Source organism: Streptomyces asoensis (assembly GCF_013085465.1).
In the GTDB taxonomy this organism is placed as follows: Bacteria; Actinomycetota; Actinomycetes; order Streptomycetales; family Streptomycetaceae; genus Streptomyces; species Streptomyces cacaoi_A.
Genome location: NZ_CP049838.1, coordinates 1,601,146 through 1,619,309, shown reverse-complemented (window position 1 = coordinate 1,619,309; position 18,164 = coordinate 1,601,146). Strand labels below are relative to the sequence as shown.

At 71.8% G+C, this 18,164-nt stretch carries 12 protein-coding genes and 2 pseudogenes; 4 read left to right on the top strand and 10 right to left on the bottom strand.

Annotated elements, in window-relative coordinates:
• Positions 1-42 precede the first annotated feature (42 nt).
• Both G9272_RS07165 and G9272_RS07160 read left to right on the top strand, forming a co-directional pair.
• Positions 43-1,002: a hypothetical protein gene (locus tag G9272_RS07165; RefSeq protein WP_171395749.1), complete on the top strand. Its 960-nt coding sequence runs from the start codon at positions 43-45 to the stop codon at positions 1,000-1,002.
• 132 nt (positions 1,003-1,134) lie between these two features.
• Complete coding sequence (locus G9272_RS07160) at positions 1,135-2,319, top strand: hypothetical protein (protein ID WP_171395748.1); 1,185 nt, start codon at positions 1,135-1,137, stop codon at positions 2,317-2,319.
• Between the two features lie 109 nt (positions 2,320-2,428).
• Here G9272_RS07160 and G9272_RS46155 read toward each other — a convergent pair whose 3' ends face one another.
• The 7 genes and pseudogenes from G9272_RS46155 to xylB form a co-directional block, all read right to left on the bottom strand.
• Entirely contained in the window at positions 2,429-2,704 is a 276-nt protein-coding gene (locus G9272_RS46155; protein WP_171395747.1) for a hypothetical protein, read from the bottom strand.
• A gap of 720 nt (positions 2,705-3,424) precedes the next feature.
• Positions 3,425-3,553 (bottom strand): annotated as a pseudogene (locus G9272_RS46150) (aldehyde dehydrogenase family protein); the annotation flags it as partial.
• A 197-nt stretch (positions 3,554-3,750) separates the two neighbouring features.
• On the bottom strand, positions 3,751-5,274 hold the full coding sequence (gene exaC / locus G9272_RS07145) for an acetaldehyde dehydrogenase ExaC (protein WP_171395746.1): 1,524 nt from the start codon (positions 5,272-5,274) through the stop codon (positions 3,751-3,753).
• A gap of 142 nt (positions 5,275-5,416) precedes the next feature.
• On the bottom strand, positions 5,417-6,685 hold the full coding sequence (locus tag G9272_RS07140) for a GAF domain-containing protein (protein WP_171395745.1): 1,269 nt from the start codon (positions 6,683-6,685) through the stop codon (positions 5,417-5,419).
• Positions 6,686-6,801: 116 nt separating this feature from the next.
• A complete protein-coding gene (locus G9272_RS07135) occupies positions 6,802-7,401 on the bottom strand; it encodes an N-acetylmuramoyl-L-alanine amidase (protein WP_171395744.1) in 600 nt (199 codons plus the stop codon).
• A gap of 330 nt (positions 7,402-7,731) precedes the next feature.
• Positions 7,732-8,940: an ROK family transcriptional regulator gene (locus G9272_RS07130; RefSeq protein ID WP_171395743.1), complete on the bottom strand. Its 1,209-nt coding sequence runs from the start codon at positions 8,938-8,940 to the stop codon at positions 7,732-7,734.
• 22 nt (positions 8,941-8,962) lie between these two features.
• Positions 8,963-10,408 carry a xylulokinase gene (gene xylB, locus G9272_RS07125; protein WP_171395742.1) on the bottom strand — a complete coding sequence of 482 codons (1,446 nt, stop codon included), beginning with the start codon at positions 10,406-10,408 and terminating at the stop codon, positions 8,963-8,965.
• Between the two features lie 128 nt (positions 10,409-10,536).
• Between xylB and xylA the strand changes: the two genes are divergently transcribed.
• Positions 10,537-11,703 (top strand): xylose isomerase, encoded by a 1,167-nt coding sequence (xylA, locus tag G9272_RS07120; RefSeq protein WP_171395741.1) that lies wholly within the window; start codon positions 10,537-10,539, stop codon positions 11,701-11,703.
• Positions 11,704-11,923: 220 nt separating this feature from the next.
• Positions 11,924-12,391, top strand: a complete 468-nt coding sequence (locus G9272_RS07115; RefSeq protein ID WP_253267747.1) for a hypothetical protein — start codon at positions 11,924-11,926, stop codon at positions 12,389-12,391.
• 57 nt (positions 12,392-12,448) lie between these two features.
• Here the strand turns inward: G9272_RS07115 and G9272_RS07110 are convergent, their stop codons facing one another.
• The 3 genes and pseudogenes from G9272_RS07110 to G9272_RS07100 form a co-directional block, all read right to left on the bottom strand.
• Positions 12,449-13,792, bottom strand: a complete 1,344-nt coding sequence (locus tag G9272_RS07110; protein WP_171395739.1) for an esterase-like activity of phytase family protein — start codon at positions 13,790-13,792, stop codon at positions 12,449-12,451.
• Between the two features lie 151 nt (positions 13,793-13,943).
• Positions 13,944-15,251 (bottom strand): SWF or SNF family helicase, encoded by a 1,308-nt coding sequence (locus G9272_RS07105; RefSeq protein ID WP_171395738.1) that lies wholly within the window; start codon positions 15,249-15,251, stop codon positions 13,944-13,946.
• Positions 15,248-18,107, bottom strand: a pseudogene (locus G9272_RS07100) (DEAD/DEAH box helicase). The gene G9272_RS07105 and the pseudogene G9272_RS07100 overlap by 4 nt, the downstream one beginning before the upstream one ends.
• Positions 18,108-18,164 lie beyond the last annotated feature (57 nt).

The window sequence follows — 18,164 nt, the reverse complement described above, 5'->3', positions numbered from 1 at the left end:
CAGCCTTCCGCGGCACCACCGGAGGTTCGCCGCGCACCTCATGTGACCGACGACAGCAACGCGAACATCAGGCTGTGTGCCACGACGCTCAGTGAGAACGGTCTCCATCACGTCGCGGATTACCGCTGGGGCGTCTTCAACTACTCGGTCGACATCCTGGACCGGCTCCCCGCCTCCGCAGGCAGCGGATTCGGCGGTACGGAGACCGAGAACCGACGGGAGACGTTCGTCCGCCTGGGCCGCCAGCTCCACTACATCCTGGGCCGCATGGACCACGTGCTGCGCTCGGTCGACAGCGGACGGCTCATCCGCAGCGTGCTTCAGTTCGGCGACGGAGCGGTCTTTCACTACCACTTCCGCGCGGACAACTACTTCACCGGTGTCTCCCTCGGCGCGAACGCCGTCGAGACGGGCGACCGGGCCATGGCCGACCTCGTAGGCGCGCTGAACGACCGGATCGGCGTCCCCAGGCCCAACCCGGGCGGCTTCCTCACCGAGTCGTCCCCTCCGCGGACGGACCAGTGGCTCTCCACGAAAAAACGGCACCTGGTCAGAGAAGGAGAGTGGGGGGAGTCGGATTCCCCCGTCCTCGACCACTGCCGCGACGTGGTGACCGCGCAGGCACTGCACTACGCCGGCTACTTCGCACCCGGCATCGGCCGCCTGACCGCGGACGCCTTCAACCATCCCGACCTGTCCGCGTTCTTCGACGGTCTCACCCGCGACGAGCGCCGCACCCGCTACGCGGAGCTGGGCGAACGCCTCCACTACGTGGTGGCCCGGCTGAACCAGTCCCTGCGCGCGGTGATGCCGGGGAAACTCACGCGTGTCGTGCTCGACGTGGAAGAGGGCGCCGTGTTCTACGTCGACCGGGCCGACGGCCACTTCCTGCTGGGCGTCACCCTCGACCAGAGCCGAGTGGCTCTGGCCGACCAGCAGATGAACCGGTTCGTGCAGAGCATGTCGGCCACACCGGGTGAAGAACCGGACGAAAAGTTCTGATTCAGATCGCCACGGGTGACCAAACGCTCACGCGGGTACGTCGTACGTGCGAACCGCGTGCATTCGGTCCCGGCGCGTACCCCCGGCTGGGATGCTCATCGCTGTGGGGAGTCGGCCGGATCGGAGCGAGCCGTGACAAGCACGCTGAAAGCCGCACGTCATCTGAGTGTCATGCTCGCGGTGCTCGGCCTCGGCTGGGTTGTGTCCGCCGCCACCGGCCTCGACACTCTCACCGACACCGCGGCCTATTCGCTCGCCATCGCGGCGCTGCTCGCGGTCGGACTGTTCGGATCGACCTCGGGCATCGATCTCGCCGAGGCACGCGACGACCTGCGCACGCTGATCCTCGCGGTCACCGTCGGGGTCCTCGCCAAGGCGGCACTGATCGTTCCCGTGCTGTGGCTCGCCGTCGACCAGCCGGCCTATGTCCTCCTCGCGATCACGGTCGCCCAGATCGACCCCCTGTCGGTGGCCGCGCTCCGGACCCGGTCCAGGATGTCCGAGCGGGCCAAGACCGTGCTGTCCGTCTGGGCCGCCTTCGACGACCCGGTTACCGTGCTGCTCACCGCCTACCTGGCGCCGCTGGCGCTGAGCACCCTGAGCGGCGGCGACGCCTCCGAACTCCCCGTGCCACCGACCTCGTACGCCCTGACCACGGCAGGGAACGCGGGCCTGGCCGTCGTGGCCGCGCTCGCCTGGTATGTCCTGCGGCGACGGGACGACCGGCGGGCCTCCTGGTGGCGTGGCACCGCCTCCCTCATGGTGCTCGGCGGCATCCTCGCCGCGGCGACCGCCTACGGGTGGATGCTCGGTGTGGCGGTCGTCGGCCTCTTCTACCGCCCGCCCGCGCTGCTCGCGGCCATGGACCGGATCGTGCGCGCCGCCTATTACGCGGCCCTGCTGGGCCTGGGCATGCTGCTCGTCGATGGCGTGGAGCCAGGACCTGGCATCGCGCTGGGAGTGGCCGCCTTCGTCGCGCAGATGATCGTCGGCTGGTTCATCGCCCGGAACCTGGGGCGCTTCGACCGCGTCTCCCTGGCACTCGGCCAGCAGAACGGCGTGACCGCCATCGTCCTGGCCCTGTCCCTCAAGCCGGCTCTGCCCCGCACGGTCGCCCTCCTCGCCCCGGCCATCGTCACCATCAACATCCTGCACCTCCTGGCGAACGAGGCCTGGAACCGGCGCCCGCAGCCCCCCGTCGAGCCACTGCCGGGCCCCAACGGGGTCGACGGCGGTGCCGATGCCCCCCGGTCGGCAGCTTCTGAGGGGGTGTCAAGTCCCATGCCGGGGGATGTGGTGTCGCCGGTACGTGGGTGACGGGCTGTGGGCGTCCCGGCGCCACGCATCCGTGTGCCCGTGTGGATCAGCTGCTCCGGTGCGGTTGGCGCGGCCAAGCGGACCCGGCTCGGTTTGAGCCGCTTCGCGGTCAGGGCTTCGCAGAGCCGGGCTGGGTGTTCGGGATCTGTGTGGTGAAGAACAGCGAGAGGAGTGCGGTGAGGGCGACGATGGCCAGTGCCGCGCGCAGATCGTTGATCCTGGCCGTTTCGTTCGCGTCGAGGGCCGCTTCGGTCTCCTTCTTGCTCGTGCCCGCTTCTTCGGGGGCGGACTTGAGCTGGGCGTCCGACAGGAAAGGTACGCCGCTGTCGAGTTCGACGATCGCCTGGTCCTTGACCTTGGACGGGATCTCCGGATTGTCCTGCACGGTGGTGAGGTGGGACGCCGTCGTGGCGATCAGGATCGATCCGGCGAGTGCCGTGTCGAGCAGGCGCCGAGTTTGTGACGGCGTGCTGGACGCAGCAGACCTCGGCGCTCTGTGCCTCGGGCACCGCGGACACGGTGACCGCGCCGAGCTGAGACGCCAGCGCGCCCTGGCCGGGGCGGATCAGCAGCAGTGTGGGTGACGCTCTCCGCCCCGGCATCCGCGTTGAGCGCGGCCATCAGGACCACCGCACCCGCGAACAGCGCCGTAACCCTCAGCCGCACCACCCGTCGCGGATAGTTGATCGCAGTCGATACGTCAGTCACGTCGCTGGATGCCGAAGCGCTCATGATCCGCCGGACCCATCTTCAGAGGGGCCGATATCGAGGGTGCCGTTGGGCGGCAGCGATCTCCTGAAGAAGGTCCGTACAACCGAACCGTGCTTGCCCAATTGCTGTGTGCCAGCGGCGTGCATCGTGGCCGACGTTTATTTGAGTGCTGCCGACGGTTCGGCGCTACTTGCCTGTCTCGACAGATCGTTGCGCTCACGAGCGGGCGGCTATGGGTTGTCTCTTTCGGTGCTCTTTGGTCCGCGAATGGTCCGGTGGGAAGCCCTCTTGGAGATCAGAATGTAGCCTTAAGAGATTCATTGATTGCGGTGGGTATTGTCTGTGGCGGGTTGCCTGGAGCGTAACAGTGCTTCCAGGCAACCCACTTGAGGCCCTAGAAGAAGCCGAGCTTCTGAGGGCTATAAGAATCAAGAATATTCTTCGTCTGCTGGTAGTGCTCCAGCATCATCTTGTGCGTCTCGCGACCGATGCCCGACTGCTTGTAGCCGCCGAAGGCGGCGTGTCCGAGCTTCTATCCAGCTCCGTACGTGACCGAGTCACGTGCGAAGTTCTACTCAGCTCCGTACGCGGTGCAGGCACATCTGAGGTGCTGTGCGAGGCCGCATGCGGCGCAGTTTGGAGATCACCAGAGATGTACAGACACCAGCCGATTCAGATGGCGTCGACAGGGAAGGCTTCGACGTCAACTACCGGAGATTTCTAGAAGAATCCGAGCTTCTTCGGCGAGTAGCTGACAAGCAGATTTTTCGTCCACTGATAGTGGTCCAACATCATGCGATGGTTCTCGCGGCCGATTCCAGACTGCTTCGTGCCGCCGAACGCCGCATGTGCCGGGTACGCGTGGTAGCAGTTCGTCCAGACGCGGCCCGCCTGGATCGCCCGGCCCGCGCGGTACGCCGTGTTGATGTCCCGGGTCCACACCCCGGCCCCGAGGCCGTACGACGTGTCGTTGGCGATTTTGACGGCGTCGTCGAAGTCGTCGAACGAGGCCACCGAGACGACCGGACCGAAGATCTCCTCCTGGAAGATCCGCATACGGTTGTCACCCTCGAAGATCGTCGGCTGGACGTAGTAGCCGCCCTTCAACTCGCCGTCGTACTCGGCGCGTTCGCCACCGGTGAGGATCTTGGCGCCCTCCTTCCGGCCGATGTCGATGTAGGAGAGGATCTTCGCGAGCTGGTCGCCGGACGCCTGCGCGCCGATCATCGTGTCCGTGTCGAGGGGGTGGCCGGGCTTGATGAGTTGGGTGCGGGCGACGGCCGCCTGAAGGAAGTCGCCGTAGTTGCCGCGCTGGATCAGGCCGCGCGACGGGCAGGTGCAGACCTCGCCCTGGTTCAGCGCGAACATGGTGAAGCCTTCGAGGGCCTTGTCGCGCAGATCGTCGTCCTTCTCCCACACGTCGTCGAAGAAGATGTTCGGCGACTTGCCGCCGAGCTCCAGGGTGACCGGCTTCAGGTTTTCCGCCGCGTACTGCATGATCAGCCGGCCCGTGGACGTCTCGCCCGTGAACGCGACCTTCGCCACCCGCGGGCTGGACGCGAGCGGTTTGCCCGCCTCCGGCCCGAAGCCGTTGACGATGTTCACCACGCCCGGCGGCAGCAGGCCCCCGACCAGACTCATCCAGTAGTGCAGCGAGGCCGGGGTCTGTTCGGCGGGCTTGATGACCACCGTGTTGCCCGCGGCGAGGGCCGGCGCGAGCTTCCAGGTGGCCATCAGGATCGGGAAGTTCCACGGGATGATCTGCGCGACGACGCCGAGCGGCTCGTGGAAGTGGTACGCCACCGTGTCGTCGTCGACCTCGCTGAGCGAACCCTCCTGGGCCCGGACCGCGCCGGCGAAGTAGCGGAAGTGGTCGATGGCCAGCGGGATGTCCGCGGCCAGCGTCTCGCGGACGGGTTTGCCGTTCTCCCAGCTCTCCGCGACCGCCAGGGGCTCCAGATGGGCCTCCATGCGGTCGGCGATCTTCAGCAGGATGTCGGAGCGCTCGGTCGCCGAGGTGCGGCCCCAGCCCGGCGCGGCCGCGTGCGCCGCGTCGAGGGCCCGCTCCACGTCCTCCTCCGTACCGCGCGCCACCTCGGTGAACGTCTCGCCGTTCACCGGTGACGGGTTGTCGAAGTACTGCCCCCGAGCCGGGGGCACGTATTCGCCGCCGATGTAGTGGTCGTAACGCGTCTGGTAGGAGACGATCGCGCCCTCGGTGCCGGGCGCCGCGTAACGGGTCATCCTGCTCTGCCTCCCTCAGCAGCGCTGCCCGCCGTTGGGCAGCTCTTCGCGGAGGCTAGGGAAGCGGACGTTGCATCGACGTTGCGGCGCCCGCCGGGACGCGCTGCCTGTCGGCGCCTCGCCTGTGGATGCCTCACCGGGCCTACGGGTGCGGCCATCCGGTCGGCGCCGACAGCTCCGACTCGAGGGCCGCGAGGCGAACCCGTATCGCGGCCGTCGGGCGGGCCGCGGCGAGCGCCCGCCACACGTCGAGGTCGCCCTCGCCCCACGGCGCGTACGCCCAGTCCGCCAGCAGATCGGGGTCGCCGCAGGCGATCAGCGCGGCGCGCAGACCCTCGGCGAGACGGTGTCTGAGCCGTGCCACCGCCGGTGCCTGGGACGACGGCAGCGGTGGCCCGGTGTACGCCGTCACGGCCGAGGTGACCGCGCCGGCCGCCAGCCTTCGTTCGACGACGGCGACGTCCGACTCGCACGCGGGGGTGAGCCGGTAGGGGCGCGAGGCCAGCAGTCCGGGGCCGAGCACCCCGCGCAGCCGGGCGAGTTCGGCCCGCAGCGTCACCGGGGTGACCGACTCGTCCTCGTACAGCGCGCACAGGAGCTCGTCGCCCGTCAGGCCCTCGGGATGACGGGCCAGCAGCACCAGGATCTCGCTGTGCCGACGGCTCAGCCTGATGTCACGGCCGCCGGTGACCAGACGCGCCTCGTCCCGGCCCAGCACGGTCAGGCGCGGTGCGTCGACGGCGGGCCGCTCCGGGGCGAGCAGCGCCAGGTGTGCCTCCGCGGCCCGCGCGACCGCCTGCACGAAGCCCAGGCTGTGCGGATGCGCCAGTCCGTCCCCGCCCGTGATGTCCACGGCACCCAGCACCCGCCCGGTCCGCGGATCGTGCACCGGGGCGGCGGCGCACGTCCATGGCTGCACCCGCCGGATGAAGTGCTCGGCCGCGAACACCTGCACCGGCCGGTCCAGGGCGACCGCGGTGCCCGGCGCGTTCGTCCCGACCGCGCTCTCCGCCCATCGCGCACCCGGCACGAAGTTCATCCGCCCCGCCTGTCGCCGGGTCGCGGCGTGACCCTCGACCCACAGCAGCCTGCCGTGCGCGTCGCACACCGCAAGCAGATGCTCTCCGTCGGCCGCGAACGTGCCCATCAGCTCACGGAACAACGGCATCACCGGCGCCAGCGGATGCTCGGACCGGTAGGCGCCGAGATCTCCGTCGGTCAGCTCGACGCTCGCCGTGCCGTCGGGACCGACGCCGGCCCGCGCGGAACGCCGCCAGGAGTCGGCCACGACGGCACGCACCGGCCGCGGCACGGTGCCCGCCTCGGTGAACGTCTCATGCGCCCGCCGCAGGATCCGCACCCGCTCGGCAGGGTCGGCACCCGGTTCCAGGGCCACCCAGGGATCGGTCAACTCGTCCTCCCGGAAGGCGATACGGCTGGAGACATCGTCACTCCGGGTGCGCGGACCGACAACCGTTTGGACGACGTCATCCCGAAGGTGGCCATCCGCTTTCGGTCCGGTTCGGGTTACGCGCGCCCGACGAGTCTCATGTAGCGGCCCCAGTCCCAGTTCGGACCGGGATCGGTGTGATCGGTGCCCGGCACCTCGTAGTGGCCGATGATGTGCGCCCGGTCCCTCGGGATGCCGAACCGGTCGCAGACCGACGCCGTCAGCCGGGCGGACCCCTCGTAGAGGGCGGCGGTGAAGTAGGCCGGTCTGTCCACCCATCCTTCGTGCTCGATACCGATGCTGCGGGTGTTGTAGTCCCAGTTCCCCGCGTGCCAGGCGATGTCCGACTCGCGCACGCACTGCGCCACATGACCGTCCACGGAGCGCACGACGTAGTGGGCGGACACCTTCTTCCGCGGGTTCTGAAAGACGGTCAGGGCCTTGGCACAGAGGGTCTGTGTGACGTGGATGACGACGCGGTCGACGGGATGGGTGGTGGGGCGGTTCGCCGCGGTGCGGTTTGCGGGGGTCGCGGGCTGCCACTCGGCGAGCGGGTAGTCGACGGTCCGGGGCCCGGCGTCGGCCCGCGCGTCGGGCAGCAGCACGTAGGGAACGGCGGCGAGGGCGGCGCCCTTCAGGATCCGGCGTCGGCCGGGGAGGGTTTTCGCTCGTTCCACAGAGGTGCTGCCTTTCGGGGTCTCGGACGTCCGGCGGGCGGCACCGGAGCGCGTGCGGGGCGTCGGTCGATCCGGTACGCGTCCGACTCGCCGAACCCGTGATCGCTTACCGGCCGGCCACTGCCGTCACCATGCGGCGGCTGTGTCCCGCACGCATTACGCTACGGCGCCTGCGGGTCGGGCAGGAGGACACGCCGGGATTCGGTGGACGAGCGTGGAACTGTGGACAACTCGCTCACCCGAACGGGGAGTTCCAGGTCCCATCGGCCCTTCGGCCGACACGAGGGCGGAGGCCGGCCGGCGACGCGACCGGTCCATGGCCCCGTCCGCTCAGGCCCGCTCCGCCACCGCCGCGGGATCGTCCAGCACGGCCCGCACCACCGAGTGCGCGGCCCCCAGCAACGGGCCCTCGGGACCCAGCCGCGAGACGGACACAGGACGGGCGGGACCCGCCGTACGCCGGGCGAGCTCGGTCTCGAGCGACGGCAGCAGCCACGGCGCGAGCCCGGCCAGGGCGCCACCGAGCACGACGCCCTCCGGGTCCAGGAGATTGAGCGCGCCGGTGAGAGCGATACCGAGAGCCGTTCCCGCCTCGCGCAGCGCCCGCCGTACCTCTGGGTCGCCGTCCGCGGCGCGTCCCGCGAGGAGTCCGACGCGGTCCTCGCCCGGTTCCAGCCCGGCGGCGCGCAGCACGGCTTCCTCGCCGGCGTACTGCTCCAGACATCCGCGCCCGCCGCACACGCACTCCGGTCCGTCGGGGTGCACCGGCACATGGCCCAGCTCACCGGCGAAGCCGCGGGTGCCGCGCAGCAGGCTGCCGTCCACGACCAGCGCGGCGCCGATGCCGATCTCCGCCGAGACGTGCAGGAAGTCTCCCGGAGTGTCCGCGCCGAGCCAGAGTTCGGCCAGTCCGCCGAAGTTGGCCTCGTTGTCCACGGTCAGCGGGAACTCCCCGGGCAGCAGCGCGCCGAGATCGACGTCCTGCCAGTCGAGGTTGGGCGCGCGGACGACCGTACGGGCGTCGCGGGCGACCAGGCCGGGGACGGCCACGGCGAGTCCGGCCGGCCACAGCCCTTCACGCTCGGCCTCGGCGACCACCTGGCGCACGAGGCCGGTCAGTTCCTCGACCACCGGCTCGGGGGAGCGGCCCCGGTTCGTGCCGTGCCGCACGGCGCGGGCCCGCACCTCGCCACGCAGGTCGACGGCGCAGGCCGCCAGGTGGTCGACGCCGATCTCGGCACCTATGCCCGACGGGCCGCGCCCGCTCACCGCGAGCGCCGAACCGGGGCGGCCCACCCGGCCCGGCCGCTCGGGGCCCAGCTCTTCGAGCAGTCCGGTGCGTATGAGTTCGTCGACGAGGGTCGAGACCGCTGCCCGGGTCAGGCCGATGCGTGAGGCGACCGCCGCGCGCGAGAGCGGTCCCTCGGCGCTGACGGCGTGCATCACCCGGGCCAGGTTGCGGCGGCGCATGCCCTGCTGGGTGTCGGGCAGTGCGCGCCCCGGGCCGGTCGGCCGGGCCTCGTGCAGCGGTGCGGTCATGCCTCCGTCGATTCGTCGATGCTCAGTGGGTGTCCGTGCCCCGTTCCAGCAGCGGGGCCGCGTCGGAGAGTACCCCGGCGATCCTGGCGAGCGCCGCCTCGTCCCGCTCGACGGCGTCGAGCACCGGGCCCCGGGCGGTGTTCCAGCGGCGGGCGACGGCGGCCGGGTCCTCGCCGGTCAGCAGGCCCGCCGCCTGTGCCGCGGCACCCAGCGCGACGAGCTCCTTGGCCTCGGGCACCTGGACCGGCCGCCCGGACAGTCGGCGCACGGTCTGCTGCCAGGCCGTGCCCCGGGCGCCGCCGCCGATCAGCAGCAGGGGAGCCGAACGGTCCGCGTCCTCGTCGAGGACCAGGTCCAGCGCGCCGAGCAGGGAGTGCACGGCGCCGTCGTAGGCGGCCTGGAGCAGCTGGCCGGCGGTCGTGTCGTGGCGCAGACCGTGCAGGAGGCCGGAGGCGTTCGGCAGGTTCGGGGTGCGTTCGCCGTCCAGGTAGGGCAGCAGCGTGAGGTCCGCGGTGGGCTCCACGGCCTCGCGGTCCAGGCCCAGCAGGGCGGCGACGCGGTCGACGGCGAGCGTGCAGTTCAGGGTGCAGGCCAGCGGCAGCCAGTCGCCGTGCGCGTCGGCGAAGCCGGCCACGGTGCCGGTGGGGTCGGTGGGGCGGCGCTTCGCCACCGCGTACACCGTGCCCGACGTGCCGAGGCTCAGCACGGGCGTGCCGGGGCGCAGCCCGAGGCCCAGCGCCGCCGCGGCGTTGTCGCCGGTGCCCGGCGCGACCAGGGTGCCCTTGGCGAAGGGCAGGTCGTGGCTGTCGCGCACGGTGCCCGCCACTTCCCCGGGCCGCACCACGCGGGGCAGCAGCGCCGGGTCGAGCCCCACGTGGGCGAGGATCTCCGCGTCGTACGACTCGGTCGCGGACGCCCACCAGCCGGTGCCGGAGGCGTCACCGCGGTCGGTGGTGCCCTCACCCGTGAGGCGCTCGGTGAGGTAGTCGTGGGGGAGACGTACGGCCTTCGTGGCGCGCAGGGCCTCCGGCTCGTGCTCCGCCAGCCAGGCCCACTTCGTGACCGTGAAGGACGCGGCCGGGACGGACCCGGTGCGCTCCGCCCAGAACTTCGCTCCGCCCAGTTCCTCGGTCAGCCGACGGGCCTGCGGGGCCGAGCGTACGTCGTTCCACAGCAGCGCCGGGCGGACCGGCTCGCCGCGCTCGTCCAGGGTGACGAGCCCGTGCTGCTGCCCGCCGACCGATACCGCGGCGGCCTCGCGGGCCGCGTCACCGCACTGGTGCAGGGCCTCGCGCAGGGCGTCCCACCACTGGCGGGGGTCGCTCTCGCGGCCGGCCCCGGAGGACACCGTGTGCGGTGCCTGGCCGCTCGCGACGACCTGGCCGGTGGCCGCGTCGACGACCAGCGCCTTGGTGGACTGGGTGGACGTGTCCACGCCGACGACGAGCGGACCCTCGGCTGCTGACATCGGGCTCTCCCTCAAGTTTTTCCGCGGCTCTGCGGGATCTGTCTTCCCAGAGATGCGTTCGCATACTAATTTGTAAACTGCCATGACGAAATAGTTGGCGACACAGTCTTCAAGCAAGGAGCCGCGGCATGAGCTACCAGCCCACCCCCGATGACAGGTTCACCTTCGGCCTGTGGACCGTCGGCTGGCAGGGAAGGGACCCGTTCGGTGACGCCACGCGGCGTGCCCTGGACCCGGTCGAATCGGTGCAGCGCCTGGCCGAGCTGGGCGCCTACGGCGTGACCTTCCACGACGACGACCTGATCCCCTTCGGGTCCTCCGAGAGCGAGCGCGAGGAGCACATCAAGCGCTTCCGCCAGGCTCTGGACACCACTGGCATGACCGTGCCGATGGCCACCACCAACCTCTTCACGCACCCCGTCTTCAAGGACGGCGCGTTCACGGCGAACGACCGTGACGTGCGTCGTTACGCCCTGCGCAAGACGATCCGCAACATCGACCTGGCCGTCGAGCTCGGCGCGAAGATCTACGTCGCCTGGGGCGGCCGTGAGGGCGCGGAGTCCGGTGCCGCCAAGGACGTACGGGTGGCCCTCGACCGCATGAAGGAGGCCTTCGACCTCCTCGGCGAGTACGTGACCTCCCAGGGCTACGACCTGAAGTTCGCCATCGAGCCCAAGCCGAACGAGCCGCGCGGCGACATCCTGCTCCCCACCGTCGGCCACGCCCTGGCCTTCATCGAGCGCCTGGAGCGCCCGGAGCTGTACGGCGTGAACCCCGAGGTCGGCCACGAGCAGATGGCCGGGCTGAACTTCCCGCACGGCATCGCCCAGGCGCTGTGGGCGGGCAAGCTCTTCCACATCGACCTCAACGGCCAGTCCGGCATCAAGTACGACCAGGACCTGCGCTTCGGCGCGGGCGATCTGCGCTCCGCGTTCTGGCTGGTCGACCTGCTGGAGAGCGCCGGTTACGCGGGCCCGAAGCACTTCGACTTCAAGCCGCCGCGCACCGAGGACCTCGACGGTGTGTGGGCCTCGGCCGCGGGCTGCATGCGCAACTACCTGATCCTCAAGGAGCGTGCGGCCGCGTTCCGCAGCGACCCGGAGGTCCAGGAGGCCCTGCGCGCCTCCCGTCTGGACGAGCTCGCCCAGGCCACCGCCGCCGACGGCCTGGAGAGCCTGCTGGCCGACCGCACCGCCTTCGAGGACTTCGACGCCGAGACGGCCGCCGCCCGCGGCATGGCCTTCGAGCACCTCGACCAGCTCGCCATGGACCACCTGCTGGGCGCCCGGGGCTGAACCGGCACGCACGCGTGTGTGTGCCGGTGAGCGTGCACACACGCGTGCCGTCGAACGATCGGTCTGCGCTCGGTCTCTCTCGGTCCTCGCCATGGTCTCCGCGCGGCTTCGAGCGGTCTCCGCGCGGAATACGCCGGAATCATGCGGTCCATGACATGAGTCGGTATCAACTTCCGTGCGGGGCTCGCGCCGCGAGCGGTTCACCGCGACGCTGGACGGTATGGCCATGCCGCCCGTACCGCCTCGACCGCCCGGACCGCCGGGCGACATGCCGCCTCCGGGCGGCTTCGGACCGCCCCGCTCCGGCTACGGACCCGACGACGGGACGGGCGGGGGCGGCTGGTCGCCGCCACCACCATCGGGTCCGCCGGGCGGGCCCGGAAGGCGGCGGAACCCCCTCTTCGTCGTCCTCGCGCTGCTCGTCACCGCCGGAGCCGTGGTCGCCGTCGTGTTGATGAGAGGCGACGATTCACCGGCCGACGAGCCGAACGGCGGCGACAGCACCGGCAGCGGCGCCACTCCCGCCCCGTCCTTCAGCCTTCCGGTCGAGCTGCCCAGCGGCTTGCCGACCGAACTGCCGTCGCAGCTCCCCACCCGACTGCCGAGCCAACTGCCGACCGCGTTGCCGAGCGATCTGCCGAGCGATCTCGAGTCACTGCTGCCGTCCCTGGAGGAGCTGCTGCCCTAGCGGCCACGTGCGCGTGGCCGCCGGTCAGCGCACGCGCGCGTGCCGAGGTGCCGTGGCTCACACGCCCCGCGGCAGCCGCACGTAGGTGACCGTCGTCTCGATACCGCTGTCGACGAGCCGGCCCTGCGCGTCGAACGCGCCGGCGCCGTCCGTCATCCCGAAGTCGTTGTCGTTGATGAGGGCCAGCGTGGAGTGGTCCACCAGCGCGACGCCCTCGATCTTCCCGGGCACTCCGGCGACCGTGCCGAGATCGACGGCCAGGCGCTTCGACAGCACCGGGACTCCGGAGGCCGCGGGGTCGTTCAGCTGCTCCAGCGACGGGGACGTCGCGTCGTCGTCCCAGCGGCTGCCCAGGATGTTCGCCGCCCGGCTCAGTCGTACCAGGTGCAGTCGCGCGGCCTTGTCGGTGCGCTCCTCCACGAGCAGCCGGTCGTCGCCCACGGCGACCACCGAGGAGATCTTGAGCTCGGAGGTGTCGTCCTCGCTCGGGTCGACCACGTCGACCGGGTCGAAGCGGTACGCGTACTCGGCGGTGACGGCCTTCTTCTTCGGCGAGAAACGCAGCAGACGCGTGGTCCGCGAACTCTCTCCCGCGTCCGTGTCCGGAAGCGACAGCGGGCTCTGCACCGCCAGGACGAGGTCGCCGCCCGGGAGTTGGGCCAGGCCCTCGAAGCCGCGGTTGATCTTCCGGTGCAGCAGGACCGCCGGCAGCGCCTCCACCACCGGGTAGTCCGTGCCCGTGAGCTTCAGCCCCTGCGGCACGTAACGCGTCAGCACCTTCCCGCGCGCGGAGACGTGCACCAGCGAGGGCCCGTACTCGTCGACGAGCCAGAAACTCCCGTCCGCCGCCCGCACGATGCCCTCGGTGTCCAGCCCGTTCGGGTTGTACGGCACAGGCGTCTGCGCGTCGTAGGAGTACGGCGCCTCGTCGCGCGCCGCCTGGTTCGACAGGCCCGTCACGGGCTTGCCCGACTTCGTGGTGACCGGGATCGCCTGGAGCACCTTGACCGTGTCGCCGGACACCCGGATCCGCACGATCGCCGGATCGAACCCGGGCACGGGGAACGTACGGCGCTTGGTGCCGCCCACCTTGGTCTGTCCGTTGGGCCCGCGGTCGGTGACTGTCCAGAACTCGCCCTTGCGGCCCGCCGGAAAGATGTCGCTGCCGATGCCGCCGAGGTCCACGCCCCGGTCGTCGGCCACCGTGCCGGGCAGCAGCGCGTTGCTGAACGCCCCGAGGGGGATGTCGCCGAGCGTCGCGGTCCGCGTGACGTGCGCCTCCTGGGCGGGCGTGCCCGCGGTGGCCGGTCCGGCGGTGGCGAGCGCGGCCAGCACGGCGAGCGGTACGCCCGCCGCGACGGAACGGTGGACGCGGCGCCGACCGGTGGCGTGCGGGGACATCAGGCCTCCTGAGGAGAAGAGATGCGACAAGTTCGCTGACAGCGGCCAGAGTTGGGGCACGCCCCGAACGCCGTACGACCTCCGGGTGAACATGGGGCGTCGGCCGCCCGTCGGACCGACGCCCCGTTTGGCGCCGTAGGGAGCCCCGGGCCTAGGAAAGCGCTTCCTCGCTGTCGGGCCGGGCCCCGGCCAGAGCCGTCGCCGGGTCGTGGGCCGCATCCCCGGCCGGCATCCAGCGGCCGCCCTCCTCGCGGTACGGCCACCATCTGCCGTCCCGCCCCAGCCGCAGTTGGCAGGCCGTCCCGACGACCGTCCACCGGTTCCCCCGTGCCCGCAGCACCGGCCGATCGTCCTCCTCCCAGGCCGAGTCCAGCGCGGCACGCGCGCGTGCGAACGCCTCGCCCTCCACGGCCCACTCCTCCTCGAGCACGGACAGGGCAGCCACCCCGCCGTGTCGCCACGCCCGGACGGCGGCGGCCAGCTCCGCCCGGGAGCGCTCCGATCCGGTGGCGAGACGGCCCAGCACGGCCTCGCCGGGGCGATCCACCGTCCCAGGTACGTCGAGAGCCCCCTCCGCCAGCCGTACGGCGTCCTGGCCGACGGTCAACCGTGCCGTCGGCGCACGCCGCTCCGCCCCTTCGCCGAGTGCCTCCGCGAGCAGCAGGTGCGCCGCGGCGGCCGTCCGGGCGGCCAGGATCTCCAGCGCGGCCGGTTCGACCCCGGCCGGGGGAGGGGCATCGGTGTCCAACGAGGGCGGCACACCCGGCTCCGGCGGGAGTTCGGGCACCGCGGGCAGCGGAGGCAGGATGTTCCCGGCCGCGTACGCCTCCGCCGCGTCCACACCCCCACCTTCGGTCCGCAGCGGCTCCGCCTCGGACCGAGCGGCGGAGCCACGCGCCTGGAGGTCGTCCAGCAGGCTCTGTTCGGCACGTCCCCGAAGCAGCAGGAGGACGAAGGGATCCTGGTCGAGCAGCCTCGCCACCTGGTAGCAGACCGCCGCCGTGTGACCGCAGTGGTCCCAGGCGTCGCAGTCGCACTGCGCCTCCAGGTCGCCCAGCCCCGGCAGCAGGTCGATGCCGGCCGACTCGGCGTCCTCGACCAGATGCGGCGGCATCTCCCGGTCGAGCAGCGCGGCGACGTGCCCCGCCCGCTCCACCGCAAGGTCCAGAAGACGGTCCCACTGGTCGTCCGAGAGCCTGTCGAGCAGCACGTCGGCCCGGTGCTGCGTGTGATCGCGGTCCTGGACGACGGCCGTGACGCGCCCCGGTCGCACCGACACCGCGCCCACGGCGCCCGCGCGCGCGAGCCGGCGGCCCGTCCGCACCTGCTCCCCGTCCAGCGCGCCGTCCTCGAGCGCGGCCAGCCACGCCCGTCCCCACCACGTCTCGGCGAACCCCCTCCCGCGCGCGGGAGGCAGCGCGGCGAAGGTCCGCTCCTCGACGCTGTCGTGCCGGTTCATCGCGTATCCCCTCGCAGCTCCACCAGATCGGCCAGCTCGGCGTCCGTCAGTTCCGTGAGCGCCGCCTCGCCGGCCCCGAGAACGGCGTCCGCGAGATCCTGCTTGCGGCGCAGCAGGTCGGCGATGCGGTCCTCGATCGTGCCCTCGGCGATCAGCCGGTGCACCTGCACGGGCCGGGTCTGGCCGATGCGGTACGCCCGGTCCGTGGCCTGTGCCTCGACGGCCGGGTTCCACCAGCGGTCGTAGTGCACGACATGCTCCGCGCGCGTGAGGTTGAGGCCCGTGCCCGCGGCCCTGAGCGACAACAGGAACACGGGGACCTCACCGTCCTGGAAGCGCCGGACCATGTGCTCGCGCTCGGCGACGGGCGTGCCGCCGTGCAGGAACTGCGTGGGTACGCCCCGCGCCGCCAAGTGCTGTTCGAGGAGCCGCGCCAGGCGCACGTACTGCGTGAAGACCAGCACGCTCGACCCCTCGGCGAGCAGGGTGTCGAGCAGCTCGTCCAGGAGCTCGAGTTTCCCGGAGCGTCCGGCGGTCCTCGGCCGTTCCTCCTTCAGGTACTGCGCCGGGTGGTTGCAGATCTGTTTGAGGGCGGTCAGGAGCTTCACGATCAGCCCCCGGCGCGCCATGTCGTCGGCCTCGGCGATCGCCGCGAGCGTCTCGCGGACCACGGCCTCGTACAGGCCGGTCTGCTCCCTCGTGAGGGCCACGGGCCGATCGGTCTCGGTCTTGGGCGGCAGCTCGGGGGCGATCCCCGGGTCCGACTTGCGGCGGCGCAGCAGGAACGGTCCCACGAGCCGGCCGAGCCGCTCCACCGCGGCCGGGTCCCCGCCGCTCTCGACGGCTCGCGCGTACCGGCTACGGAAGGCGCCGAGCCGACCCAGCAGGCCGGGCGTCGTCCAGTCCAGGATCGCCCACAGCTCCGACAGGTTGTTCTCCACCGGGGTGCCGGTGAGCGCCACACGCGCGCGTGCGCCGATGGTGCGCAGCGCCCGCGCGGTCGCCGAGTACGGGTTCTTCACGTGCTGCGCCTCGTCCGCCACGACCAGGCCCCACGGCGCCTCGCCGAGCCGCCCCGCGTCCAGGCGCAGCGTGCCGTAGGTGGTGAGGACGAACTCGCCGTCGGCCAGCGCCGCCAGATCCCGTCGCGGGCCGTGGAAGCGGCGCACCGGCGTCCCCGGCGCGAACCTCTCGATCTCCCGCTGCCAGTTGCCCATCAGGGAGGTCGGACAGACCACGAGGGTGGGACCCGCCGCCGAGGCGTCCGTCTGGCGATGCAGGTGCAGGGCGATCAGCGTGATGGTCTTGCCGAGCCCCATGTCGTCCGCCAGACAGCACCCCAGTCCCAGGGCCGTGGTCCTGGCCAGCCAGTCCAGGCCGCGCCGCTGGTAGTCGCGCAGCGTGGCGTCGAGGGCCGCGGGCTGCGCCACGGGCTCCTGCGTCTCGGGGCGCGTCAGCCGCTCCCGCAGGGCCGCCAGCCACCCGGTGGGCCGCACGTCGACCCGTCGGCCGTCCACCTCCGTCGAGCCCGTCAGAGCCGCGCCCAGCGCGTCCACGGGCGTTATCCCGCGGTCCTGCTGAGCACGGGCCCGGCGCAGTTCCCGCGGGTCGATCAGCACCCATTGGTCGCGCAGCCGCACCAGAGGCCGGTTGGCCTCGGCCAGCCGGTCCAGCTCCTCGCGCGTCAGCTGCTGGTCGCCCAGCCCGAACCACCAGGTGAACGTCAGGAGCGAGTCCGCCGACAGGAAGGACGGCGTGTCCGCGCCGAGCCGGTCGGGCCCCCGTTCCTCCTCCGGCGGCCCCACGACCGCGCGGGCGGTCAGGGTGCGGGCCAACTCCCTCGGCCAGTGCACCTCGATCCCCGCGCCCGCCAGTGCCCGCGAGCCCTCGCCCAGCAGCTCCGGACACCTCCTCGTCGAGGAGTTCGACGGCATCCGGCACGGTGGCCGACAGCAGGGGTGTCAGCGCCGGCCAGGCACGGGCCGCACGGCGCAGGGCGAGCAGTGCGTCCATCCGCGCGCGGGGGCCGAACACCCCGCGCGTGACGCCGGAGTCCGCCCAGACGTCGGTGGCGTCCGCGACGAGCGCGGGGTCACTCACACTGTGCACCTGCGGCACGGCCCGGAACCTGGGGGCTTCGGTCCCGGGCAGTTCGAGCCCGCAGACCTCGATCCGCAGCGAGATCCGTACGCCGGCGTCGTGGCCCGAGGCGACGTCGGCCGCCCACGTGCGCAGCTCCGGCAGATGTCGGGGCTGCGGGGCCGCGTAGGCCGGACCTCCCGTCATCAGCGGCGCGGCGGGCGTGCGGGGCAGCGCGTCCGCCACGGCGTCCAGGAAGGCGCGCAGCAGCCGCTCGGGGTCGGGAAGGCGCAGAGGCGGGGTTTCGTCCACCGGTACGGCGTGTGCCTCGGGCGGCATCGAGGCGGCCAGTCGGCGCACCTGCTCCACGTCCTCCGGAGCCAGCGGGCCGATCCGCCAGGCGTCGTGGTCCTCAGGTGACAGACCGGGCAGCAGGAGACCGCGCGCCACACACCGCAGGGCCAGCAGGGCGGCCGCGCCCCAGAAAGCGGCGGCCCGGTGTCCGTCCGGCACGGCACGCGCGCGGGTGAGGAGAGGCAGGGCGTCCTCGACCGGCAGCACGACGGCGGGTACGCGCGCGAGTGCCACCCCGGAGCCGGCAGGCCGAACGACGGGCAGATCCTCCACCCGTCGGCCCGCTACGGCGGGAAGCGCGTCGTCGTCGGGTCGCCAGAAGGCGACGCCACCGGTTCGGGCCGGGGTGCCGGGCACGAACACGGCGGAGCAACGTGCCAGTTCGGAGATCTCGAGCGGTGTCTCCACGGGAACCCTCTGCACGGCGATGAAACTACTCCTCAAACTTGACTACCAGGGGCGGGGTCGCCGAGGGTACAG